A 24048-nucleotide genomic window follows, 5' to 3' on the forward strand; every position below is an offset into this window, starting at 1 on the left:
GACCGTCACCGCTGAGGCTGGCGAACCTGACCCTGCGCCGGCCCGGCCGGTGGCGCGGCCTGCTGCCGTGTCCGCGGTTCGCCGATGTAGGTGTGCTCCCGGGGAATCGAGACCAGATTGAGTGGGATCTGGGTGGTGGCCGTGCGCAGCACCACCCGGTTGCCGATCGCCCCCGGTTGCTGGATGGACAGGTCCGGTTTGGTGGCCGGCCAGCCCATCGGGTCCCCCGTGACATAGATCGTGGTGATACCGGCGTGTGGCGCCGGTGCGAGCACCCCGTCCACCACCGTCGCGGTGAACATGGCGTCCGACTGGTGCATTTCCACGGCCAGCATCAGCCGTTCCGGATTTCCGATCGTTTCGATCAGCTGGTACCAGGCCTGCGGCCGGTCGGTGCGCACCAGGATCCGTTCGCCCACCGCCAGCGCCCGGAAGACCAGTTGCTGTGCGAGATACAGTTCGCCCGCGACGTACACCGCCGAGACCCCGGCGCCGACGAGTCGCAGGGCCACCCCGTTGCCTTCGTCGTCCGAGCCGATCAGCTGGCCGCATCCCGACGACGGCAGGGCCAGTGCGTCCAGCACCTCGATCGGGTATTCGGCGGTCGGCACCATATCCTCGACATCGGGCACGCCGATCGGCAGATGCGCGAGCAGCGCGTCGCGGTGCCGGCCGTGCATCGACACCATGCCCTTGGTTTTCGTCTTCTCCGGAAGTTCCCGCAGGGTCGACCGCCAGGCCGCGCCGACGTGCACGGTGTCGGCCGTGCTCCCGGGACGCAGCCGCACCGCGACCGTGGTCCCGCGGGATTCGGCCACCCACAGTTGCGAAAGGATCTCCGAGCCCAGCTGTTTCGGGTCGATGGCGGCGCCGATGTTCACACTGTTGCCGAGTTCGGCGTGCCGCCAGCGATGGGTGAGTTCACGCGCGTCGGATCCGTGGATCACCTGCCGCACGGCCGACCGGATCTCCGACGCGGTCAGCACGCGGGAACCGCAACCGGCGTCGTCGAGAGTCCGCACGATCCGCTGGGTCGCGATGGTCACCGAACGCGCGGCTCCCTCGTCGCCTCCACCACGGCGATTCGCGGCGCCGGGGCAGTCGACCATATCGAATCCGATCGCCAGCCAGACCGTGCGATGCGCCGTGGCCGGCAGTGGTCCCAGCAAGGATTCGTAGATGGCGCCGGCCGGAGTTCCGGAGCGGCTGCGATGGCCGTGACTGATGATGTCGATACCGCTGAGCAGAATATCGTGCTGGGCCAGGCAGACCGCCAGTTCGGCCATGGGCAGCAGGTGGGACGCGTGCACCGCGGCGCGGTCGATCCGGGTCAGCCCGCCGCGCGGCGGCAGCACCTCGACGACCGCGACGACGCGGCTCTCGTCCCAGTAGAGACCGAGCGATCGGTCGTCGGGTCCGCGGAAGTCGTTGCTGTCACCGATGCTGTACTCGCGACGCGCCCGGTAGTTCCACCAGGTGCCGACCCAATCCAGCAGTACCCGGCGGCCTATCGGGATCAGCGGGATCGCCCCGGCGACGAGCGCGACCCCCAGCGCGATCCACGCGTTCGTCCCGGCGATGAGCGCGACAGTGCCTGTGACGAGCGCGAATACCTGTGCGACGAGTAGATTACGCATCGAGATACGCCCGAAAAGCAGGCTGCGCCTGCGCCCCACAGCAGCGGCAACGGCCATCTGAGCCCCCAGGTACCCGGTGTCGGCCGATTATCGGCGGCCGAGCTGAACTACGTCCCCGGGAACTGTACTGTGTTCGGCGAGCACCAGCACAGTTCGGGGGAAGACGATGCCTTCAAAGCCCACAACCAGGTGGCAGATCAGCGGTTACAACTTTCTGGTCCGCCGCATGGAGCATGCGCTGGTGCGGCGGGACGTGCGGATGCTCCACGATCCCATGCGTTCCCAGGTGCGCGCCTATGTGGTGGGGTTGGTGCTGGCCGTGGTGGTTCTCGCGGGTTGTGGGGTGCTGGCGTTGCTGCGGCCGCAGGACAAGATCGACAAGAATACGATCCTCATCGGCAAGGAATCCGGCGCTGTCTATGTGGTGCTGAACGACGTGGTGCATCCGGCGTTGAATCTGGCCTCGGCCCGGCTGGCCGCGGGGGAGGCCCCGGACGCCTCGATCGTGAAGGAAGCCGAGATCGGCAAGAAGGCCAGGGGCCAGCTGATCGGTATTCCGGGTGCGCCCGGCTCGATCCACTTCGACGCCGCGGGCGGCGGCCGGCAGTGGACCATCTGCGACGATATGAAGATCGACGGTAGCCAGGACCGGACCACCTCGGTACTGGCGGGCGGTCTCGAGCTGGGCGCGAAGGCGTCGGTCATGGAGCCGGGCAAGGCCCTGCTGGTGCAGGGCGAGCACCACACCTACCTGATCTACGACAGGAAACGCGCCCGCGTCGATATGAACGACCGCGCGGTTACCGACGCCCTCGACATCACCGGTGTCGCACCGCGGCCGGTGAGCGAGGGCCTGATCAATTCGATTCCCGAGGTGCCGGCCATCGAACGGCAGACCTTCGCCGATCCCGGCGGCACGCCCGGGTACGAGATCAGCGGTCACCGCATCGGTGACGTTGTGCAGGTGGGCGGCTCGACCACCGTGAACTACGTGGTACTCGCCGACGGTTTGCAGGAGATCTCCCCGTTGACCGCCGAGATCATCCGCAACTCGACCCCGCAGTCCTCCACCGATTACGCGATCGACCAGTCCGAGCGGACCGGGGCGAAACTGTTGGACGTCCTGCACGTGCAGACCTACCCGCAGACCGCGCCCAGCGTTCTCGAAGCCAAGGATCAGCCGGTGAGCTGCCTGTCCTGGAAGCCGATCCCCGAGGCCGGGGAGAACACCGGTACCCGTGCGGAACTGCAGGTGATCACCGGGGTGAGCCTGCCGATGGCGGATAAAGCGAAACTGGTTCCGCTGGCGCAGGCGGACGGCTCGGGACAGAATGTGGACTCCGCGTACCTGGCGCCCGGTACGGGCGCGTATGTGCAGACCACCGGTATCGAGCCGGACAGCCAGCGTAAGGACAGCGTCTTCTATATAGCCGATACCGGCGTGCGCTACGGCATCAAGAACGCCGACGCCGCGAAGGCGCTGGGGATGCCGGAGAAAGCCGAGCCCGCGCCCTGGCCGATAGTCGGCCTCCTGGCGTCCGGACCGAGTCTGGGGCGGGAAGAAGCACTAGTAGCGCACGACGGGGTCGCGCCGGACCCGGCACCGGCCGCGCAACCGGTGGCTTCGAAGTAGCCTCGCCCGGCCGGTCGCGGCCGGACTTCCCGGTTGTGCGGTTCGGATCGCCCGATCAGGCGTCGTCTTCGCCGACTCCGAAGCGGCGGCGGGCGGGGAACGAAGCCAGATAGCCGAGAATCAGGCTGCCGCCGATGATTCCGCTTCCGATGAGCGCCACATTGCGCGCCGTATGGTCCGGCGGGGTGGGCGGCGCGGGGACAGCGAGCTGTTTGCTGATCGCCGGATTCGGCTGCTTGGGTCGCAGTTCGTCGGGAACCTCGTTGGTCAGGGCCGCGATGGGATCGACGGCGCCGTATCCCACATACGAGTTCCAGCCTTCGGCGGGCGCGTGCGCGGTGGCCTGGATCCGCTTCATGACCTCGACCGCGGAGAGTTCGGGGAACCGGGAGCGGACCAGCGCGACCACCCCGGAAACGTAGGGGGCCGCGAAGCTGGTGCCGTTGATCGTCTGCTGTGCGCCTTGGGCATTGACCGTGCCGTTGATGACTCCGCCGCTGTGCACATCCAGGGAGACGATGTTCTCACCCGGCGCGGCGACACTCAGCCAGGGCCCGGGCACGGTGAACTCCGAGGGCGCGCCGTTGGCGTTGATCGAGCCGACCGACAGGACGAGATCGTCGTAGCGGGCCGGAGTGACATTGACGGTGGCGTTGCCCCACGGGTCGGCCGCGGGGTGCAGCGGATCCTGGATCGCGGTGTTGCCCTTGCAATTGTCGTTATCGGTATTGCCCGCCGAGGTGACCACCACCGCGTTCTTCTGATGGACCGCGTAGTCCAGCGCGGCGCCGAGCGAACTGTCGGAGATCGGGCTGGAACTGCAGGCGACCTCGGAGATGTTGATAACGGTCGCCCCCAGGTCGGCGGCTCGGCGAACGGCCTGCGCCATGGTGGCGACATTGCCGTATCCCTCTTTGGAGAGGTCTTCCGGCGATTTGGTGCTGTTGCTGCCGGCCTTCACATATTTATCGCTGGTCTGCCGGATGGTGAGAACGGTCGCCGCCGGGGCGACTCCGGAAAACCCTTCGTCCGGCAGTCGGCTGGCCCCGATGATGCCGGCCACGATGGTTCCGTGCGCATCGCAGTCCTCGGTGCCGTCACCGCTGTTGGCCACGAAATCCCCGCCGGGGCGCAGACCGGGCAGCCGCGGGTGGCGGGCGACGCCGGTGTCGATCACCGCGACCACCTGCCCCGCGCCCTCGGAGAACTGCCATGCCCGAGTGAGATCGAGGCCCGCCTGGGCGGGCGGCACCGTCGGTCCGCCGCCGCCGGCGACAGTGTTGTTGCAGGCGGTATTGGCCTTGCGTTCCGTCGCCTGAGCGGGTTTCGCCGGATCGCCCGCCGGGAGTTGACCGGGGTCCACGGGTGCGGGCCGGTCGGCATACGCGACCGGATATCCCAACCCCAGCGACGCGCTCATACCGAGCGCCGCGGCCATCGCCGCGGCGCGGACCCCCCGGTTCACAGTCCGCGGACGAGAGAGTAGAGGTCGGTCACCCAGAACACGAGCGGCAGCACGGCGGCCACGAAGCCGTATTCGATCAGTTCGGCGGCCCGCCGCATCGGTGGGGTCGCCGACTGATTGGGGATGATGATGCCGAGGATCAGCGCCGCGATCAGCATGACCATGGCAACCCCGAACGCGGCCAGCGGGAGGTCGGCGACGAAAGCCATCGCCACCAGCATGGCCAGTAGGATCGCGGCCCCGCCCACGATCAGGATCACCGCCTGTTCGGCACCGGCATAGGTGCGGCTGCGGAACATGAGAACCGCTGCGCACACCAGCGCCAGCGCGATGCCCTGCCAGTAGAACCCGCCGTAGGACGGATCCGCGGCCAGCAGCGCGCCCACCACCGTGACAAGCGCTGTCGCCGTGACCAACCCACTCAAATAGGTGCGCGCCCGGGCGGACTTCGCGTGCAGGGCGTCCAGGGTCGGGAGGGCCCGGTGGTCGTCGGGATCGTCCTCGGTGGGGTCGATCGGCGTACCCGGGGAGGGCACCGGCGGCAGCGGAAGTTTCGCCAATGCCATAGAGATTCGCGGCGCCAGCGACAGCGCGCCGAGTCCGACGGCCGCCACCACAGCGCCGACGGCTTTCATCGGTTGCGCGGCGAGCAGTCCGACCAGTGCGGAGGGGATCGCGAAGAGCGCGACGGTGCCCGCGCCGATGAACAGGCCGAGGCCCACCCCGGTGACCCGCCAGGCCAGGATCGCCGTGGCGCCGAGCAGGGTGGCGCCGAGCAGTAGGTGGGCCCAGTCGTAGTGGTCCGGCACGATCAGCATGCCGCCGGTGAATGCCAGCGGCAGGGCGCAACCGCCCAGCACCAGCGAAGTCTTCGGATCCCCGTACACCCGGCTCAGTACCATCGCCGCGACTACGAACAACACCGCCACACCCAGTGCGATCGCTCCGGTGATCCAGCCGGGCATCGCGTCCGGCGCGGCCAGCAGTCCGGTGCAGCCCGCGAGCACGGTGAGCGCCGCCAGGACCGATCCGGTGATCCGCGCCGTCTCGGGATTCCAACCGCGGAAATGTTCGGAGTCGGCGACGGCGACGTTGTACATGATGTCGTCGAACAGCGGAGTCGGCGCCGTGTTCGCGGAGTTCTCCAGCATCAGCAGTTCGCCGTCGCGCACACCCTGTTCCCCCAGGCTGAGTGAGTTCGACAGCGGTGGCTGGCCGATCCGGGCCAGTACCCAATCCGCGGGCTCGTAGCGTTCGCCCTGATTATCGAAGTCGTTGGTCCGGCTGTGGGCGGCGATCATGTCGACGACGCTCGGAATGACCAGGGCAACCGGGACATCGACCGGAATGGCCATATCGACCTGGGTGTGTTTGGCCAGAATGGTGACCCTGGTGAGATCCGGTGCGCGGACTATACCCCGCGAGGAATCTTCCTCCATATGGTCGAGTCGCGCATGCGTCACGCTTCCCCCAAGTTCTTCGCTACCCTGCTGGTTTCCCGCATTCTCCCAAGCAGATCGCGGGTTGCGTGCCCCCGTCACGGCCAGCAGAATGCAGGTCGAACTGTACGACATGTTCGAGCTTGCCTCTACACTGAGCCCGAACATCGCATTGCCACAAGGGGGATCTCGCTCGATGACCACTGTCCGGTTCCAGCGGCGTGCGCGTCGCGAGCTTCCGCGAACTCCCGGCGGCGAGGTCAGCCTGCAACCGCCCCCCGAGATCCCCCGCGTAACCCCCGGAAATCTGCTGGCCAAGCTCATGCCGGTGGTGATGATCCTCGGCATGGTCGGGATGATGGCGCTGATGTTCACCCAGGGCGGTGGTATCGCGTCGAACCCGATGTCGCTGATGTTCCCGATGATGATGATGGTCTCGATGGTCGGCATGTTCGCCGGGCAGGGCAACGGCAAGGGCGCCAAGGCCGCCGAGGCCAACGAGGACCGTAAGGACTATCTGCGCTATCTCGACCAGGTCCGGAAGGATGTCGGCGTGACGGCGGCCGAGCAGCGGTCCGCGGTGGAGTGGAGTCATCCGGAACCGGGGCTGGTCTGGATGCTCGCCGGCACGTCCCGGATGTGGGAGCGCCGTCCCTCCGACAAGGACTTCTGTCATGTCCGCATCGGCATCGGCGGACAGCGGCTGGCCACCCGCCTGGTCGCGCCGGAGACCGGACCGGTGGAGGAACTCGAACCGATCGCCGCGGTCTCGCTACGCCGCTTCGTCCGTGCTCATTCCACGGTGCCGGATCTGCCCACCGCGATCGCGGTGAAGGGTTTCGCCACCATCGCGCTCGACGGCGACCGGGCCCAGGCCCGGGATATGGCGCGCGCGATGCTGGTCCAGCTGGCCATGTTCCACGGGCCGGATCAGGTGCTCACCGCGATCGTCTGCGGACCCGACACCAGCCCGGAGTGGGAGTGGACCAAATGGCTGCCGCATACCCAGCATCCGGACGCACAGGACGGTGTCGGCACCCAGCGCATGTTCTTCGGATCGATCCGGGAGGCGATGGCCGGGCTGGCCCCGATTCTCGGCAACCGGGTCCGCTACTCCCGTAACCAGCCCACCAACTCCGCCATGGTGCACGTGGTGATCGTGGTGGACGGCGGCCTGCTCGAGGCCGAGGACGATCAGCTGCGCGAATCCGGATACGAAGGGGTCACCGTTATCGACCTCTGCGGTTACGCGCCCCGGTTGGCGGTCTCCCGCGGTATCGGCCTCACAATCCGCAACGGCGAATGCCTCGGGCGTGGCGCCACCGGCAACCAGGAGCGTTTCGCGGTCATCGACCGGATCAGCCGGGAACAGGCCCAGCAGGTGTCGCGTCGGCTCGCCCCGTATCGCGCGGCCACCCAGCGCAGCAGCGATGTCGAGGTCACCGAGGGGGAGACCATCAACACCTGGGCTCAGTTGATGAGCCTGGGCGATATCGGCTCGTTCAATCCGGAGAGCGCGTGGCGGCCCCGCTACGGCCGGGAGCGCCTGCGAGTCCCCTTCGGCGTCGGCGCCGACGGCCTGCCCGTCGTTCTCGATATCAAGGAGGCCGCCGAAGCCGGCATGGGTCCGCACGGTCTGTGCATCGGCGCGACCGGTTCCGGTAAATCCGAATTTCTGCGCACCCTGGTGTTGAGCCTGCTCGCCACACATTCGCCGGACCAGCTCAACCTGGTACTGGTGGACTTCAAAGGTGGTGCGACCTTCCTGGGTCTGGACGGTGTGCCGCATGTCGCGGCCGTCATTACCAACCTGGAAGAGGAGGCCGACCTCGTCGATCGTATGCGCGACGCCCTGGCCGGTGAGATGAACCGGCGCCAGGAGGTCCTGCGCCAGGCCGGGAACTTCGCGAACGTCTCCGAATACGAGAAGGCGCGGGCCGCCGGCGCCGATCTGGATCCGCTGCCGGCCTTGTTCGTGGTCCTCGACGAATTCTCCGAACTTCTCACCCAGCACCCCGATTTCGCGGAACTGTTCGTGATGATCGGCCGGCTCGGTCGTTCGCTGCATGTCCATCTGCTGCTCGCGTCGCAGCGTCTGGAGGAGGGCAAGCTCAAAGGCCTGGAATCCCATCTCTCCTACCGGATCGGCCTGAAGACGTTCTCCGCCAACGAGTCCCGTCAGGTGCTCGGTGTACCGGATGCGTACAACCTCCCCAACAACCCCGGCGGCGGTTATCTGAAATCCGATTCCGGCGAGATCCAGCGCTTCCAGGCGTCCTATGTCTCGGGGCCCTACGTCGGCGGGGGTCCCCAGCGGGATATCGCGGTCGCGACCAGAGCCGGTGAAATCGATATCACCGCACGCCCTTTCCTGGCCAAGCACGTCGAATTCCGCGCTGTGGACCGGGTCGCGCTGGCCCCCGAGCCGCTGCACGATCCCGAACCCCTGGTGGAGGACGGCGAACAGATCTCCAATATCGGCATGCTGGTCGCCCGCATCCGGGGGCACGGCCGCCCGGCCCACGAGATCTGGCTGCCGCCCCTGGATTCCGCGCCGCCGCTGGATCAGCTCGTCCCGCGGTCGATCCTCACCGGCGAATACAATGCCCAGGCCAGCCTGCGCGCGCCGATCGGCATCGTCGACCGTCCGTATGACCAGCGGCGTGATCCATTGGTGGTGGATCTGTCCGGTGCACGGGGCAATGTGGCGGTGGTCGGCGGTCCGCAGTCGGGTAAATCGACCATGCTGCGCACGTTGATCATGGCGATGTCGCTGACCCACACCGCAGAGCAGGTGCAGTTCTACTGCCTGGACTTCGGCGGCGGTACTCTCTCCAGTCTCCAGGGCCTGCCGCATGTCGGATCGGTGGCGGGCCGGTTGGACCACGACCAGGTGCGCCGCACCATCGCCGAGATGACCACCATTGTGCGCACCCGCGAACTGCGGTTTCGGCAGCTCGGTATCGAGTCCATGTCGGAGTTCCGGCGGCTGCGTGCCGGCGATCCGGCGGCCAGCCAGGCCGCTACCGGCGCCCACGAGGACCCCTTCGGCGACGTCTTCCTGGTGATCGACGGATTCGGTTCGATCCGCCAGGATTTCGAACCGCTCGAACAGGCGATCATGAACCTCGCGGTCCAGGGGCTGTCCTACGGCGTCCACGTGGTGATCGCGCTCTCCCGCTGGATGGAGGCCCGCCCCCAGCTCAAGGATCAGATCGGCACCCGTCTCGAACTGCGACTCGGCGATCCGGCCGACTCCGAGTTCGGCCGTAAGGTCGCGGCGCTGGTCCCGCAGGGCCGCCCGGGCCGGGGTATGACCCCGGAGAGCCTGCACATGCTCACCGCGCTCCCGCGCGTCGACGGGTCCTCGGATCCCGAGGACATCAGTCGTGGTGTCGCCGACGCGGTCGCGCGACTCCAGCAGATGACACCCGGTCGTCCCGCCCCGCAGGTCCGGATGCTGCCCGAACAGCTCGATCGCGAACAATTCGTCCGCGCTATCGGTCCCTGGCAGGGCCCGGCGGACCGCCGCAATGTCGCGATCCCGATCGGTATCAACGAATCCGAGCTGGCTCCGGTCTTCCTCAACTTCGACGACAACCCGCACTTCTTGATCTTCGGCGACACCGAATCCGGTAAATCGACACTGCTGCGCAATATCGTCAGCGGCATCGTCGAATCGAACGCCCGGGACAAGGCGGCGCTCATCCTGGTCGATTTCCGGCGCACCATGCTCGGCTACTTCGATCAGGATCGGCTGGCCGCCTACGCGACCGGCGCCGAGGGCCTGACCACGAATATGCGTGATCTCGCCGCGCTGCTGCGGACCCGGATGCCCGGTCCGAACGTCACCCCGCAGGAACTGCGCGATCGCTCTTGGTGGACCGGTCCGGATCTGTTCGTGATCGTCGACGACTACGACCTGGTGTCCAGCGGATCGAGCGGCAACCCGCTCGCACAGATCCTCGACTATCTCGCGCACGCCAAGGACATCGGCCTGCACCTGATCATCTCGCGCCGTTCCGGCGGTGCGGGACGGGCGTTGTACGAGCCGGTGATCTCCCGCATGCGCGACCTGGCCACACCTGGTCTGATCATGAGCGGTAGCCGTGAGGAGGGCGGTCTGCTCGGGAATGTCCGCGCGAGTGCGATGCCGCCGGGTCGCGGCACCCTGGTCGGTCGTTCGGGCAACGAGCTCATCCAGACCTCGTGGATGCCGACACAATAATGTCGTCCGTCGAGATCGCGCTGACCGAAACCCGGCTGTGGGCGTGGAGCGCGAATACACACACCGACCTCACGCCCTCGGTGGTGCCGAGCGGTGACGGCCGCAGTCTCGTGGTGGGTGAACCGCTCGCGCCGCCGTCGATCGCGGTATCCCCGGTCCAGCTCATCACCGCGGACCGCATCGCCTACGACCCCGCGCTGCCGACACCGGGGGACGCGCTGGCAGCGGTAGTCGGCCATACCCTCGATCAGCTGCGAATCACCGCGCCGTGTGCGGCTCTTGCGGTCGTGCACCCGACCGAATGGGATCAGCATCGGCTGGCAGTTCTCGAATCCGCAGCCCTCCGGTACAGCAGTCACGTGACGTTACAGACCACGGCAGTCCGGGCGGTCACAGTGAGTCAGCGGATTCGCGATGTGCGTACGGTGGTTCTGGAGTTCGGTCCGTTGTCGACCACCGCGTCCACGGTGGTTCCCGCGGAGAACGGGCCGCGCCTGGAGTACTGCGAGCACGAACCCGCTCTCGCCGCCGCCGAGATCAGTGCCGGTGACGACGGAGTGACGGCTTTCGGCGCGTTGCTCGACCGGCTCCGTCACGGCGGCCGGGTGAACTCGGTGATCGTCGTCGGCCGGACCGATGCCGATTTCCTCAATCTGATCGCGGCCGTCGTCGCCGATCGGTGCGGTAACGCCGAGTTGCTGGTGGTGGCCGGTACCGATCTGGTGCGGGTGCGCCAGCACGAAACTGCCGCGCAACGGCCCACCCTGCCACCGGCCGAATCGGACGCCGAATGGCTACAGCCACTGCGCGAACGCGCCGCCGCCTCCCGGCCGCCGCGCTCCAGGACTCCGCTCTATATCGGGGCCGCGGCGGTGCTCGCCGTCGCTGTGCTGATCGCCGGTGGTATCGGAATCGCCCGGCTCTCGGGCGACGATGCCGAGGCCGTCGCTTCCGCACCGACCACTACCGCCGGGCCCGCGGATGCGCAGCTCCCCGAGCCCGGTTCGGGCCCATCGACTTTCGGTGCCCTCCAGCTCACCGTTCCGGAAGGCTGGCGGGTGAAGGATCCGTCCGCCGCCACCGACCGGCGCCTGGAATTGGTCCCGGACATGGGTTTGCGCGCGCGTATCACGGTGACCCAGCAGCCCGTGGCTCCCGATGTCGGCTACGACCGGATCGCCGCCACACTGGAGGCTCAAATCGCTGGGCGCCCAGCTGGATCGGTCTCTCCGATCCGCCGCGATGTGGTCTTCGCCGGCCGCCCCGGCCTGGCCTATTCCGAGCATCCGGACGACGGATCGACCGTTGACTGGCATGTTATCGTCGAGCACAGCATCCAGATCAGTATCGGATGCCAGTACCAGACAGGGGGGCAAGACTCGATTTCACATATCTGTGAAGACCTCGCGAACTCGCTGGATGTCACGCGATGACCTCCGGCCGGGATATTTCCGAAATCCTATGGAACCGATTGGGCGGGAATCGCGTCCAATCATCATGAAGGCAAGTTCGGACCGTTTGCGGACGCAGGGGGTCCGGATCCGAACAGTCGAGAAGGAGGACCCATGGCGGGCGAAGTCACTACCGATTTTGCGGCGATGGAGACCGCGGCCAAGCATGTCGAGACCGTGAACGGCGCGCTGGCCAGCGAGCTCGGAAATGTCCGCAATCTGGTTGCGGGCACACAGGGGAACTGGAAGGGCTCAGCGGCCGGCACCTTCCGGAAGGTCATGGACGACTACGACCTCCAGTCGAAGCAGTTGCACGATGTGCTGGCGGAAATCGCCGTCCTGATCCGTGAGAACGGTAAGGGCTACACGGCGACCGAGCAGGCGAACCAGGATGCACTCAACTCCGCGGGCGCTTCCGCCGACCTGGGTTCGGGCTCCAGCCTGAAGATCTAGGCACCGCCTACCGACCTATATCGACAAGGAGAAATAATGTCAGACGCGCCTATTTCTTATTCCGAAGCCCAGCTGATGACCCTGTCGGGCGATCTCGGCACCTCGCGGGGCCGGCTGCAGGAAACTCATGACGAACTGCAGGGTTACGTCAACGGTCTGGTCGCGAGCTGGGGCGGCGACGCTCAGACGGCCTACCTCGCGAAGCAGAAGCGCTGGGACGATGCGCATGTCGCCCTCTTGGACATCATGCAGCGCCTGTCCGATATCGTCCGGGACGGTGCGATCGATATGACCACGACCGATAAGACGAACGCCAGCCGCTGGATGTGAACCGGGGCGCGAGAGGTTCTCGGCCTGCCGGGCCTCCTCGTTCCACCGACTTCCCCGGTTGTGCCCCAAGCGAGCAGACTGCTTGGGGCACAACTTTTTCCGTATCAGTGCGCGAGATCGAGTAGCTTGTACTGCGCCGAAACCCGCTGATGCAGATCTTGGATCTGCGTGCCCGCGACGATCACCGAGTAGCGGCCGACGGTGAAGAGGCATTTCAACGATGCGGTCGTATCGGGGTCATCGACGCAGTGGGCGTCCGGCAGTCCGGGCGGGTTGTCCACAGGTCGGTATTCGGAACCGAGTTGTGAAACGAAGTAGGCGTGCAATCGGTCCGCTGCCCGTGCGTCGCCGGCTCGATAGATCTCCGTCTCGCCGTGTACGACGAGGTCCACCCGTGCGTCTTCGAACGCTCGCCCGGTGAGATCGGGCCGTTGGATCAGGTGCAGCGCGGTACGCGGGCTCATCACCGCTTCGGCGACCCCGTCCGATGGGGGCAGCGCATAGGTCAGGATTCCGTCCCGGTCGACCGGGAGATCGGCGAGTTCCGCTTCCGGAGTCGGCGCGTAGTCCCGCAGACTCGCGAACTGGGAATCGAAAACCTCGGCGGCGAGCCCGGTGAGATCGGCGGGATTCGGGGGAATGTCCACGCCGGCACCGATATAGGCCCACAGCACGAACTCGTCGCGCGCCGCCGCGGCGGATATCGCACCGTACTGGCGTGCCTGACCGTACGCGTCGGCGTAACCGGGAATCGGAATCGTACCGACGGGCGGATATCGGCTGTGCCATATTCCGTCGGCGAGGGCTTTCGCCGCTCCAGAGGCCTGAGCCGGTGTCGCGAATCGCATAACCGTCAGATCGACGGCGCGGCCTTGGAGTTCGTCTTCCCGGCGCTGCCCTATCGTCTCCCAGCCCGCGACGAAACCCGTTGCCGCGGTGGCGAAATCCGGTACGAGATCGGGCGGATCGAATCGGGTGAAGTGTTTCTTCTGATACTTCACCCGGGTGAAGACGAGTGTGGGACTGGTGTCCATTATCAGCGGTACGTGTTCGCCCAGTCGCAGCGCCTCCTGGATATCGATATTCGCCGGAGTGCGCAGCTGTTCCGGCGTCCGCGGGGTCGTCCGGTAATTGCCCGTCTGCAGCGCCGCGACGTCGATCCCGGGCTCTCCGGCGTTTTCTTCGCCGCCGATTCCGCAGCTCACAGCCAGGAGAGCGGCCATGACGCAAACGGCGCTCGACAAGTATCTCGGCATCCGCCTCATCGGATTCCCCTCGTGGTCAACTCACAACCTTCGATATCGCGGGCACCATATTTTCGGTCACAGTGTTCGGTGATTGTTCGGTCCACACCTGGAATGCCTGGACGGTGGATACATCGTCGAGGACGACGATCTTCGCCGTCGTATTCAGAAACGGGGTGGGCAGACCCCCTAGCCCGCCGTTTCCGGCGCCGCTGTCGGCCCGGGCGATAATGACGACGTCCAGTACATCCGGTAGCGGGAAGCTCGTCCGCGAAAGTTTGCGCGGCGATTCTTCATTTCGTAGCGGCGCGAATCCGTCGCTGTAGCGGAACCCTATGTCGCGCAGGAAATTTGCCTGCGGCGAACCGTCCAGGGCGACCGAGAACAGTGAATTTCCGTAGTTGAAGGCGGCGACGGTCTTTCCGGCGAACTCGGGGTGCGCGGAGCGGACACGAGCGAGGTCGGGACCGCCGGGTGCGGCGCCGCCGGAGTTGGATACCAGGTATGCCCCGGCGGCTACGGCCAGCAGGACGACCACCGCGCTCGATGCCGACATCAGCATCCCGCGTCGGCGCTTGCGCTTCGGACCCTGTGCTCTCGGTCCGGTGGCCGGGTAACCGTCACGAGGTTGCGTGACAACAGTCTCCTGGTCGGGCGGTGGGTTCGGACCGGGGGGTGAATAGCCGGTGGAGGTCGTCGGCGGAGCCGCGACCACCGGCGTGGTCGCGCCGAACCCGGGATACCGGCTCCGGCCGGTCATGGCGGCCGCCGCGTCGGCGACGAATTCGCGGCAGGTGCCATAGCGTTCGCGGGGGTTCTTCGCCAGCACCCGGGCGAAGGTATGGTCCAGTGCCCGCGGCAGGTCCGGGCGGATCGCCGAGATCTGGGGTGGTGGTTCGTTCAGGTGCCCCATCATGACCACGGCCGGCACCGTGGAGGGATAGGGGTTCTGTCCGGCGAGCAGCCGATACAACGAGCATCCGAGACTGTAGATATCGGAGCGGTGGTCGACCTGGCCGCCGAGCAACTGCTCCGGTGACGCGTAGGCCACGGTCGCCATGAATTTTCCGGTGGCCGTGAGGTGCTGACTGTCCTCGACCGATTTCGCCACACCGAAATCGGTCAGCAGCACCCGTTCCTCATCGTCGTCCGGGGCGTTGGACAGCAGGAAGTTCGCGGGTTTGATGTCACGGTGCAGGAGGCGCCGGCGATGGGCGTAGTCGAGGCCCTTGCCGACCTCCGAGATGATGTGCAGGGCGCGGCGCGGCGGCATGATCGCCGGGCCCTTCTGGGCTTCCTCGGACGCATCGGTGCCCGGTACGAATTTCATCGCGATCCAGAGCCGCCCGTCCTCCTCGCCGCGGTTGTAGACCGGGACGATATTGGGATGATCCAGGCCCGCGGCCAGATCTCCCTCACGCTCGAATCGTGCCCGGAACTCCGGATCGCCGGACAGGTCCTCGTCGAGGATCTTGATCGCGTCCTGGCGCGGCAGACTCGGATGCTGGCCGAGATACACCGCACCCATACCGCCGCTGCCGAGCAGCCGGATCAGTCGGTAGCCGCCGACAACGGCACCGGACGGCAACGCCATTCGTTCCTCCTCGTCCATGCGACCGCCCGGCGGGCGAGCCGTCGTCGTAGCGGCCCACGGGTGCGGTACGCCCCGCCCGTGTCGAGGGCCTCGTCTCGGCCGTATGTGGCGCGATCATCCGGACGGCCTGCTGTTCGCGAGCACGGCGTACTGGGCGGCCGCGGCCTGGTACAACTCCGGCGACGGTAGATCGCCGATCCCGTAGGAGTCGACGAAGCCCACGTAGCGCTCGTACACGAGCACGCAGTAGAACCGGTCGTGCATATTCGAGGAGGCCGCCCGTTGGACGCATCGGGCATCGGCGATACCCGGTGGCCCGGGGATCTCCTCGTCGTACTCGGCCGGACGGGACAGCGTCGCCTGCAACGCGAATGCCTGCTCGGTGGACGCGGCGCGATAGACCGTGGCTTCGTTCCGGGCCACCAGATCCACCCCGTATCTCGTGTAGTCCGCGACGACTCCCCCGTCGAACTCGAAATGGAGATGCGCCGCGGGGGAGTAGGCGCCGGCCAGATCGTTGAATGCGGCGCTGCCCGGATACTCCGGCTGCAACGCTGTGCTCATGATCCCTTCGGGGTCGGTGGGCAGGTCGAGGATGTCATCGGGCGGTGTCGGCGTGAGGTCTCGCACGGCCCGAAGCTGCAGATCGAGCAGCGCCTTCATCCGATCGGCCATCAGGTCCGCCTGATCGGCGGGCGCCGAGAAGGTCGCGGCCACGACGTAGGGGCCCTGCACGGCGAAGACCTGCCCGCGATCGCGGGTCGCCACCCTGGCCGCCAAGGCGTCGTCATGGCCCGCTATCGCCAGTTTCTCCCGGCCGGGGGAGTGTTGGTCGGAGACCGCGTTGTATCCGGCGGCGGCCGCGCGGGCGTAGTCCTCGTTGCCGAACCTCAGCAGGGCGACCAGGCCCGCCTTCGGGTTTCGCGGGCTGAGGTTCTCCCGGGAAGTGATCACACCGGCGACGAGATAGTTCTGCTCGGAGATCGGTGTGAACTCCTCCGGTAGCAGGGAGGCGCTGGTGCCGTGGACGATCAGCTGGGTCTCGTTCAGATAGCGCAGATCCGGGTCGACTTCGTGCGGTGAGGTCAGGAATTCGAGCATCCGCCGCGCCTCGAGCGAGTAGACATCGGCGGTGGTGTCGATCTCCATGGCGAACGCGGCGGGTTCGGTGGCGAACAGCCCGACATCGAGTGCGCTCGGATCCACCGGTGTCATCCCGGGCGCGGCGCGGCCGGTGACCGTGTCACCGCACGCGGTGCCGGCTACGGCTGCGGCGATCACCAGAAATAGGAGGAGTATTCGCTTGCCCGGCGCGGTGGGTCCGAGGGTTTGCGCTGTCCGCAATTCCGCTTCCCCTAGCCGTGCAGCAGCAGGGCGTACTGCGCCGAGGTCTTCTGCTGGAGATCCTGGATCTGTCCGCCCTCCACCTGCGCGAAGTATCGTCCCGTCTGGAGTAGGCAGAAAGTCGACGGGCTCTCGTACGCGGGGACTTTCCTGCTGAAGCACTCGACCTTCCCGTCGATTCCCGCGGGCGACTCGATCACCCGGCTCGCGGCCGGCTCGTCGGCGACGGGACGGAAGTTCTCCCACAGCGCCTGTGCTCCCTGGACCGTCTCGCTGCGCATGACCACCGATTCGCCGAGGGCGATGCCGGTGACCCGGCCGGTGCCGAGGAACTCCAGGTTCGTTGTCCCGTTCAACGCGTACACCGCGCCCCGGCCGCGAAACGCGTCCGGCGGGCCGTACATCGCGATCGTTCGCGCGCTCTTCGGAAGGGTCAGCGCCAGCAGTCCGTCGGGGTCGAGCGCGATCTCGTCCAGCTGTTCGGCCGGTGTGGGCTCGAACTGGTCGAGCAGGGGCAGCTGGACATCGAGCAGGGATTCGGTGCGCTGCACCATGCCCGGCAGCTCGGTCTTCCCGGACCCATCGTCGTATTCGACGAAGACGACATAGCGATCGTGCGGGGTCCAGCTGCCCAGCGAGGCGTGCCCGGGCCGCCGATGCGCTTTCGACTGCGGGTATTTCGGCAGCCGCACGGGCCGGTTGTCGGTATTGAACGTGAAATCGTCGTGTTCGAGCCCCGCGGCGACGGATTCGGCGCGCGCGGTGTCGGGAAACATCAACACCGCGACACTGAGCTGTTGTCTGCTTCCCGGGTCGCCGGCGGTCGACCAGGTGTGAACCCAGCCCGCGACCAGATCCGCGGCGACCTGGTCGAAAGTGTCGTTGACGACCAGGGCTTCCATATCCCGGCGGTCCAACACCACGGGCCCGCCCGTTCCCGTGTTGCGGTTCACATAGCCCGGATCGATTTCGAACGGGAGGGCCGCGAAATCGCCGAGCCGCTGGCCCTCGCGGTATCGCGCCGACTCGTGGTCCGCGGCCGCCCCGAAATCGACCGGTTCCGTCGGGTAGTTCCCCACATCGAGTCCCGACAGGTCCGGTTCGGCGCGGACCGCCGCACCGGACACCACCGACCCGCAGCCCGCGACGCTCGACAAGACGAGTGCCGCTGCCAGCGTGGCGCGGATCCCGCGCAGCACACCGGGTTCCGGTCGGCGCATTGCGGCCCCCTCGTGATTGCGATCTGGCGGAATCGTACTGCAACCACGACCTCGCGCCAGTGCCGAGCGTGGGGCGGTAACCGCTGACCAGGGCTGTCGCGCGGGCGGATCCGGCCCGTTTCGCGGGCCATCGAGCCGGACGTCGCGGCGCGGGTCTGGATGATGGAAGACGTGCGTTCCCGCAGGTTCGGCGTCCTCGTCGCTTCGATCGTCGCGTTACTGCTCACCGGGTGTGGGGGTGGCGAGGATCTGGTGCCCATACCCGAAGGGATACCGCCCGGTCCTGGTTCGCCTGTCCCGGTGATCGATATCGACGCCCCCGGCCGGGCCGCCGCCCAGTTGAACGGGTGGGCCTCCGATCACGCCGATGCGCTGGAGATACCGGTAGCGGCGCTGGAGGCGTACGGGTACGCGGCGGCGGTGATGGCGCGGTCGCGACCCGACTGCGGGATCGGCTGGACCACGCTGGCGGGTATCGGGAGCGTGGAGAGCGACCACGGCCGCCATCGCGGGGCCGAGGTGCGCGACGACGGTCTGGTGGAACCGTCGATCATCGGGATTCCGCTGGACGGGTCGCCGGGGGTCGCGGAGATCCGCGATACCGACGGCGGCCGGCTCGACGGTGACCCGGTATTCGATCGGGCGGTGGGGCCGATGCAGTTCATTCCCGAGACCTGGCGCAAATGGGGCGTGGACGCCAACGGGGACGGTGTCGCGGATCCGCACAGTATCGACGACGCCGCGCTGACCGCGGCCAGGTATCTGTGCGTGAGCGGGGGATCGCTGCGCACCGCCGATGGGTGGAGTCGGGCCTTGTTCACCTACAACAGGTCGGAGAGCTATATGAAGGTGGTCCGCGACCGTGCCGCCGCCTACAGCGTCGGCCGGCGCGCCTGATCGGCCGGGAACCGCGGGCACGCTCCGGGGCGGCGGATGGACTGGGTGCGAGCGCGCCTATTAGGCTCGCAACCGCACGGCTCTTCCCTGATCACTTCCGTGCCAGCAGCCGAAGGAGTGTTGTTTTCGTGGCCATCATCGAACAGGTCGGAGCTCGCGAGATCCTGGATTCTCGGGGTAACCCCACCGTCGAGGTCGAGATCGCCCTCGACGACGGCACCCTGACCCGCGCCGCGGTGCCTTCCGGCGCGTCCACCGGCGAGCACGAGGCCGTGGAACTCCGCGACGGCGGAGAGCGCTACAACGGCAAGGGTGTACAGAAGGCCGTCGAGGGGGTCCTCGACGAGATCGCCCCGGCGGTCATCGGCTTGGACGCCGTCGAACAGCGCACAGTAGACCAGGCGCTGCTCGACCTCGACGGCACGCCGGACAAATCGCGCCTCGGCGCGAACGCGCTGCTGGGGGTTTCCCTCGCGGTGGCGCGGGCGGCCGCGGAGTCGTCGGGTCTGGAGCTGTTCCGCTACCTCGGCGGTCCGAACGCGCATGTGCTGCCGGTGCCCATGATGAACATCCTCAACGGCGGCGCGCACGCCGACACCGGGGTGGATGTGCAGGAGTTCATGGTCGCGCCGATCGGTGCGCCGACGTTCAAGGAATCGCTGCGCTGGGGCGCGGAGGTCTACCACGCGCTCAAGGCGGTCCTGAAAGAGAAGGGCCTGGCCACCGGTCTCGGTGACGAGGGCGGGTTCGCGCCCGACGTCGCCGGCACGCGCGAGGCGCTGGACCTGATCAGCGTGGCAGTCGCCAAGACCGGGCTGAAACTGGGCCGCGACGTCGCGCTGGCGCTCGACGTCGCCGCCACCGAGTTCTACTCCAACGGCGCCTATCAGTTCGAGGGGTCCGCGCGGTCGGCTTCGGAGATGACGAAGTTCTACGCCGAGCTGCGGGCCGCGTACCCGCTGGTGTCCATCGAGGACCCGCTGTCGGAGGACGACTGGGACGGCTGGGTGGCGCTCACCGATGAGATCGGTGACAAGGTGCAGCTGGTCGGCGACGACCTGTTCGTCACCAACCCCGAACGGCTGGAGGACGGTATCGCCAAGGGCGCGGCGAATGCGCTGCTGGTGAAGGTGAACCAGATCGGCACGCTCACCGAGACCTTGGACGCCGTCGAACTGGCGCACCGCAACGGGTACAAGACCATGATGTCGCACCGGTCGGGTGAAACCGAGGACACCACGATCGCGGATCTGGCGGTCGCCGTGGGCAGCGGACAGATCAAGACCGGGGCCCCGGCCCGCAGCGAGCGGGTGGCGAAGTACAACCAGCTGCTGCGGATCGAGGACGCACTCGGCGATTCGGCCCGCTACGCCGGGGATGTGGCCTTCCCGCGGTTCACCTTCGAGGACTGAGGTCGATGTCGGAGCGGCGTGCGCGCGGTACCAGTCCCGCTGGACGGGGCAACCGCCGCACGTCGCGCGAGCCGACCCGGCGCCCCGCCGCCGAAGTGCAGGGTGGTGCGGAACGGGTGCGGCGCACCGCCCGTCGTCCCAAGGTCCGGTCCGACGGCGTGCGGGACTGGTCGGAGCGGACCATTCTCGGGCTCTCCGCGGGTAAGGCGATCATCCTCGCGATGGTGGTGTGCGCGCTGGCGATGACCCTGGCCGTCCCGATGCGGACCTATTTCACGCAGCGCGCCGAGGCCGATCAGCTGGCCGCCGAGCGCCGGACGCTCGTGGACGATATCGCCCGGCTGAAGGACCGCCGCTCCCAGCAGGAGGACCCGGCCTACATCCGGTCCGAGGCCCGGGACCGGTTGCGGCTGGTGATGCCGGGCGAAACCCCTTATATCGTGCAGGTCCCGGGGATCGAGGTGCCCGCCGTCCCCGATCCGCAGGCGCCCGAGCACGAACCCGATCCGTGGTACACGGATCTGTGGCGCAGCATTTCTGCGCCGCCCCCGAACTCCGAACAGCCCGCGCCGCAACCGGAAGGACCCAGGTGAGTACACCCGACGACCGAGATCTGGAGATCGTCGCCGAACAACTGGGCCGCGCCCCGCGCGGGGTGCTCGCCATCGCCTACCGGACCCCGGACGGTCTCCCGGCGGTCGTCAAGACCGCGCCGAAACTGCCCGACGGCACACCCTTTCCCACCCTCTACTACCTCACCGATCCACGGCTGACCGCGGAGGCCAGCCGGTTGGAGTCCGCGGGGGTGATGAAGGGGATGACCGACCGGCTCGCCCGGGACACCGAACTCGCCGCCGCCTACCGCGCGGCGCACGAGAGTTATCTGGCCGAACGGGACGAGATCGAATCGCTGGGCACCGATTTCACCGGCGGCGGTATGCCGGACCGGGTGAAATGTCTGCACGTGCTGATCGCGCACGCGCTGGCCAAGGGGCCGGGGGTCAATCCACTCGGTGACGAGGCGGTCGCACTGGCGGCCGCGAACGGGCTGCGGGGGAGCGCGATCCCGGCGGACTGGCCGGAATACGCGGCGACGGAAGCGGAATCGTGAATCTGTTCCGCCGCCTTCGCGGACCACATCTACCTTCTTCGAAGGAGGCGCTTTGACGGACAGGGTCGCTGCCGTGGATTGCGGCACCAATTCGATACGCCTGCTGATCGCCGATATCGGCGCGGATGCGACGTTGACCGATGTGCATCGGGAGATGCGGATCGTGCGCCTCGGCAAGGGCGTGGACGCGACGGGGCGGCTGAATCCGGAGGCGATCGAACGCACCCGGGTCGCGCTGGCCGACTACGCGGCCCTCATGGCCGAGCACGGGGTGCGCCGGGTGCGGATGGTCGCCACCTCCGCGACCCGGGACGCCTCGAACCGGGCGGATTTCTTCGCGATGACCAGGGCCGAACTCGGAAAAGTGGTGCCGGGAGCCGAGGCCGAGGTGATCACCGGTGACGAGGAGGCCCGGCTGTCCTTCGCCGGTGCGGTCGGTGAGCTGTCCGCGGCGGACGGGCCGTTCGTCGTGGTCGACCTGGGGGGCGGTTCCACCGAACTCGTGGTCGGCGACGGGGACGGCGTGCGGGCGGCGTTCTCCGCCGATATCGGCTGTGTGCGGGTGACCGAACGATGCCTGCAGGGGAATCCGCCCGACGCCGCGCAGGTCGGCGCGGCCCGCGAATTCGCGGCCGAACGGCTCGGCGAGGCCTTCACCCACGTGCCGGTGGACAGCGCGCACACCTGGGTCGGGGTGGCGGGCACTATGACCACGCTCGCTGCCGTCGCACTGGACCTGCCGGAATACGATTCGGCGAAAACGCATCTCGCGCGCATCGGCTTGCCGGAACTGAACGCGGTATGCGACCGGCTGATCGGAATGAACCACGACGAGCGCGCCGCGCTGGGCCCCATGCATCCGGGCCGGGTCGATGTCATCGGCGGCGGCGCGGTGATCACCGAGGTACTGGCGGCGGAGTTGGCGCGGCGGGCCGGCATCACCGAACTGGTCGTCAGCGAACACGACATCCTGGACGGAATCGCCCTGTCGATCGCCTGACCGGGCCTGCCGCGACGAGGCCGTTACCGAGGTCCGGCTGTTCCTGAACGCCCGGTATCGGTTCGGTGCGGGATGCCACGCGCCGGGCCGGGCCCGTGGCACAGTCTGATCATGTCCGAAGCATCAGACGTCGCCGACCGGACTTTCTTCGGTCACCCGATCGGACTCGTCAACCTGTTCGGCGTCGAACTGTGGGAGCGTTTCTCCTTCTACGGGATGCTCACCATTCTCGGCTACTACCTGTACTACGAGACCACCGATGGCGGTCTGGGACTGGATAAGGACGTCGCGATCGGCCTGGTGGGGGCCTATGGCGGCCTGGTCTATCTCTGCACGATCATCGGGGGCTGGGTTTCGGACCGGCTGATCGGGATGGAACGGACCGTCTTCTACGGCGGCGTCGTCGTGATGGCCGGGCATATCGCGCTCGCGCTGCTCCCGGGACTGTCCGGGGTGGGTGTGGGGCTGGTCCTGGTCGCGCTGGGCAGCGGTGCGTTGAAATCGAACGCGTCCGCGTTACTGGGCACGCTGTACCCGAAGGGCGACCCGCGGGTCGACGGCGGGTTCACGCTGTTCTATCTCGGGATCAATCTCGGCTCGTTCGTCGGACCGCTGCTCACCGGTCTGCTCCAGGAGAGCTGGGGTTTCCACGCGGGCTTCGGCGCGGCCGCGGTCGGGATGGCGCTCGGCCTGACCCAGTACGTGGTGTTCCGGCGCAACCTCGGCACCGCCGGTCGCGAGGTGCCCGATCCGCTGCCTCGTAAGGCTGCCGGGCCACTCGTCGGACTGCTGGTGGCCGCGGTCGCGGTGATCGTGCTGGTGGTGGTGACCGGGCTGGTCACCGTGGACAACCTGCCCGATGTGACCACCGGCCTGATCATCCTCGCCGCGGCCGCCTACTTCGCCGTTATGCTCACCCACCGCAGGGTGACCAGCATCGAGCGCAGCCGGGTGTGGGCGTTCCTTCCGCTGTTCCTGGCGAACGTCGTGTTCTGGGCGCTGTTCCAGCAGATCTTCACCGTGCTCGCGGTGTATTCCGATGAGCGGATGGACTGGAACATCTTCGGCTGGACGGCGCCGTCGAACTGGATCGGCTCGGTGGAACCGGTGTGGATCATCGCGCTCTCGCCGCTGTTCGCGCTGATGTGGACCAGGCTGGGCGATCGGGCGCCGACCACACCGCGCAAGTTCGCCCTCGGTGTCGCCGGCATGGGCATCGCGTTCCTGCTGTTCGTACCGTTGTCGGGGAGCACCGGCCGATCGGTGCCCGCCCTCGCGGTGCTGGTCATCATGGCGGTGTTCGCGATCTCGGAACTGCTGATCTCCCCGATCGGCCTCGCGGTCAGCACCCAGCTCGCGCCCGAGCATTTCCGGGCGCAGATGATGGCGCTCTATTTCTTGTCGATCGCGTTGGGTACGACGCTGTCCGGTGTGCTGGCGCGTTTCTACTCGGCGGACGACGAGTTCGCCTACTTCGGGATCACCGGTCTGGTGGCGATCGTGGCGGGCGCGGTGATTGCGGCGCTGTCGTCGTGGATAACCCGTTATATGTCGGGAGTGCACTAGCGTTCCCGGTACTCGCGCCGGAAT

General features: G+C 67.4%; 18 protein-coding genes. 11 read left to right on the forward strand and 7 right to left on the reverse strand.

Annotated features, from left to right (window positions below):
- Nucleotides 1–5 precede the first annotated feature (5 nt).
- The gene (gene eccE, locus OG804_RS26425; protein ID WP_328390960.1) at nucleotides 6–1637 is read right to left on the reverse strand and encodes a type VII secretion protein EccE; all 1632 of its coding nucleotides are present in this window, start codon (nucleotides 1635–1637) and stop codon (nucleotides 6–8) included.
- A gap of 166 nt (nucleotides 1638–1803) precedes the next feature.
- Here eccE and eccB point away from each other — a divergent pair, with 166 nt between their 5' ends.
- Nucleotides 1804–3270, forward strand: a complete 1467-nt coding sequence (gene eccB, locus OG804_RS26430; RefSeq protein WP_328390962.1) for a type VII secretion protein EccB — start codon at nucleotides 1804–1806, stop codon at nucleotides 3268–3270.
- Between the two features lie 55 nt (nucleotides 3271–3325).
- Here eccB and mycP read toward each other — a convergent pair whose 3' ends face one another.
- Complete coding sequence (mycP, locus tag OG804_RS26435) at nucleotides 3326–4690, reverse strand: type VII secretion-associated serine protease mycosin (RefSeq protein ID WP_442941909.1); 1365 nt, start codon at nucleotides 4688–4690, stop codon at nucleotides 3326–3328.
- Between the two features lie 41 nt (nucleotides 4691–4731).
- A complete protein-coding gene (eccD, locus tag OG804_RS26440) occupies nucleotides 4732–6198 on the reverse strand; it encodes a type VII secretion integral membrane protein EccD (RefSeq protein WP_328390966.1) in 1467 nt (488 codons plus the stop codon).
- 172 nt (nucleotides 6199–6370) lie between these two features.
- On the opposite strand from eccD, the gene eccCa reads away from it, so the two are divergent.
- From eccCa to OG804_RS26460, 4 genes are all read left to right on the forward strand, one after another.
- Nucleotides 6371–10402, forward strand: a complete 4032-nt coding sequence (gene eccCa, locus OG804_RS26445; protein WP_328390968.1) for a type VII secretion protein EccCa — start codon at nucleotides 6371–6373, stop codon at nucleotides 10400–10402.
- A complete protein-coding gene (locus tag OG804_RS26450; protein ID WP_328390970.1) occupies nucleotides 10402–11835 on the forward strand; it encodes a type VII secretion-associated protein in 1434 nt (477 codons plus the stop codon). The genes eccCa and OG804_RS26450 overlap by 1 nt, the downstream gene beginning before the upstream one ends.
- A 132-nt stretch (nucleotides 11836–11967) precedes the next feature.
- On the forward strand, nucleotides 11968–12306 hold the full coding sequence (locus OG804_RS26455) for a WXG100 family type VII secretion target (RefSeq protein WP_328390972.1): 339 nt from the start codon (nucleotides 11968–11970) through the stop codon (nucleotides 12304–12306).
- 36 nt (nucleotides 12307–12342) lie between these two features.
- Nucleotides 12343–12636 (forward strand): WXG100 family type VII secretion target, encoded by a 294-nt coding sequence (locus OG804_RS26460; protein ID WP_328390974.1) that lies wholly within the window; start codon nucleotides 12343–12345, stop codon nucleotides 12634–12636.
- A gap of 104 nt (nucleotides 12637–12740) precedes the next feature.
- Here the strand turns inward: OG804_RS26460 and OG804_RS26465 are convergent, their stop codons facing one another.
- From OG804_RS26465 to OG804_RS26480, 4 genes are all read right to left on the reverse strand, one after another.
- Entirely contained in the window at nucleotides 12741–13859 is a 1119-nt protein-coding gene (locus OG804_RS26465; protein WP_328390976.1) for a DUF7373 family lipoprotein, read from the reverse strand.
- Between the two features lie 58 nt (nucleotides 13860–13917).
- Nucleotides 13918–15474: a serine/threonine-protein kinase gene (locus OG804_RS26470; RefSeq protein ID WP_328390979.1), complete on the reverse strand. Its 1557-nt coding sequence runs from the start codon at nucleotides 15472–15474 to the stop codon at nucleotides 13918–13920.
- A 114-nt stretch (nucleotides 15475–15588) separates the two neighbouring features.
- Nucleotides 15589–16818, reverse strand: a complete 1230-nt coding sequence (locus tag OG804_RS26475) for a DUF7373 family lipoprotein (protein ID WP_328390981.1) — start codon at nucleotides 16816–16818, stop codon at nucleotides 15589–15591.
- 11 nt (nucleotides 16819–16829) lie between these two features.
- Complete coding sequence (locus tag OG804_RS26480) at nucleotides 16830–18038, reverse strand: DUF7373 family lipoprotein (RefSeq protein ID WP_328390983.1); 1209 nt, start codon at nucleotides 18036–18038, stop codon at nucleotides 16830–16832.
- 162 nt (nucleotides 18039–18200) lie between these two features.
- Here OG804_RS26480 and OG804_RS26485 point away from each other — a divergent pair, with 162 nt between their 5' ends.
- The 6 genes from OG804_RS26485 (at nucleotide 18201) to OG804_RS26510 (ending at nucleotide 24024) form a co-directional block, all read left to right on the forward strand.
- Complete coding sequence (locus OG804_RS26485; protein ID WP_328398761.1) at nucleotides 18201–18935, forward strand: lytic transglycosylase domain-containing protein; 735 nt, start codon at nucleotides 18201–18203, stop codon at nucleotides 18933–18935.
- 128 nt (nucleotides 18936–19063) lie between these two features.
- Nucleotides 19064–20347, forward strand: a complete 1284-nt coding sequence (gene eno, locus OG804_RS26490; protein WP_328390985.1) for a phosphopyruvate hydratase — start codon at nucleotides 19064–19066, stop codon at nucleotides 20345–20347.
- Nucleotides 20348–20352: 5 nt separating this feature from the next.
- Nucleotides 20353–20940 carry an FtsB family cell division protein gene (locus tag OG804_RS26495; protein ID WP_328390987.1) on the forward strand — a complete coding sequence of 196 codons (588 nt, stop codon included), beginning with the start codon at nucleotides 20353–20355 and terminating at the stop codon, nucleotides 20938–20940.
- Nucleotides 20937–21458, forward strand: coding sequence for a DUF501 domain-containing protein (locus OG804_RS26500; protein ID WP_328390989.1), 522 nt, complete (start codon nucleotides 20937–20939; stop codon nucleotides 21456–21458). The genes OG804_RS26495 and OG804_RS26500 overlap by 4 nt, the downstream gene beginning before the upstream one ends.
- Before the next feature lie 52 nt (nucleotides 21459–21510).
- Nucleotides 21511–22458, forward strand: coding sequence for a Ppx/GppA phosphatase family protein (locus tag OG804_RS26505; RefSeq protein WP_328390991.1), 948 nt, complete (start codon nucleotides 21511–21513; stop codon nucleotides 22456–22458).
- Between the two features lie 111 nt (nucleotides 22459–22569).
- On the forward strand, nucleotides 22570–24024 hold the full coding sequence (locus OG804_RS26510) for a peptide MFS transporter (protein ID WP_328390993.1): 1455 nt from the start codon (nucleotides 22570–22572) through the stop codon (nucleotides 24022–24024).
- Nucleotides 24025–24048 lie beyond the last annotated feature (24 nt).

Source organism: Nocardia sp. NBC_00416 (genome assembly GCF_036032445.1).
GTDB lineage: Bacteria > Actinomycetota > Actinomycetes > Mycobacteriales > Mycobacteriaceae > Nocardia.

What these genes read in the sequence shown, in the direction of transcription:
- OG804_RS26510 (WP_328390993.1), top strand. Translation starts at nt 22,570, where the DNA reads ATGTCCGAAGCATCAGACGTCGCCGACCGGACTTTCTTCGGTCACCCG.
- OG804_RS26455 (WP_328390972.1), top strand. Translation starts at nt 11,968, where the DNA reads ATGGCGGGCGAAGTCACTACCGATTTTGCGGCGATGGAGACCGCGGCC.
- OG804_RS26485 (WP_328398761.1), top strand. Translation starts at nt 18,201, where the DNA reads ATGGAAGACGTGCGTTCCCGCAGGTTCGGCGTCCTCGTCGCTTCGATC.
- OG804_RS26480 (WP_328390983.1), bottom strand. Translation starts at nt 18,038, where the DNA reads ATGCGCCGACCGGAACCCGGTGTGCTGCGCGGGATCCGCGCCACGCTG.
- OG804_RS26495 (WP_328390987.1), top strand. Translation starts at nt 20,353, where the DNA reads ATGTCGGAGCGGCGTGCGCGCGGTACCAGTCCCGCTGGACGGGGCAAC.
- OG804_RS26465 (WP_328390976.1), bottom strand. Translation starts at nt 13,859, where the DNA reads ATGGCCGCTCTCCTGGCTGTGAGCTGCGGAATCGGCGGCGAAGAAAAC.
- OG804_RS26450 (WP_328390970.1), top strand. Translation starts at nt 10,402, where the DNA reads ATGTCGTCCGTCGAGATCGCGCTGACCGAAACCCGGCTGTGGGCGTGG.
- mycP (WP_442941909.1), bottom strand. Translation starts at nt 4,690, where the DNA reads ATGAGCGCGTCGCTGGGGTTGGGATATCCGGTCGCGTATGCCGACCGG.
- OG804_RS26470 (WP_328390979.1), bottom strand. Translation starts at nt 15,474, where the DNA reads ATGGCGTTGCCGTCCGGTGCCGTTGTCGGCGGCTACCGACTGATCCGG.
- eccE (WP_328390960.1), bottom strand. Translation starts at nt 1,637, where the DNA reads ATGCGTAATCTACTCGTCGCACAGGTATTCGCGCTCGTCACAGGCACT.
- eccB (WP_328390962.1), top strand. Translation starts at nt 1,804, where the DNA reads ATGCCTTCAAAGCCCACAACCAGGTGGCAGATCAGCGGTTACAACTTT.
- OG804_RS26460 (WP_328390974.1), top strand. Translation starts at nt 12,343, where the DNA reads ATGTCAGACGCGCCTATTTCTTATTCCGAAGCCCAGCTGATGACCCTG.
- eccCa (WP_328390968.1), top strand. Translation starts at nt 6,371, where the DNA reads ATGACCACTGTCCGGTTCCAGCGGCGTGCGCGTCGCGAGCTTCCGCGA.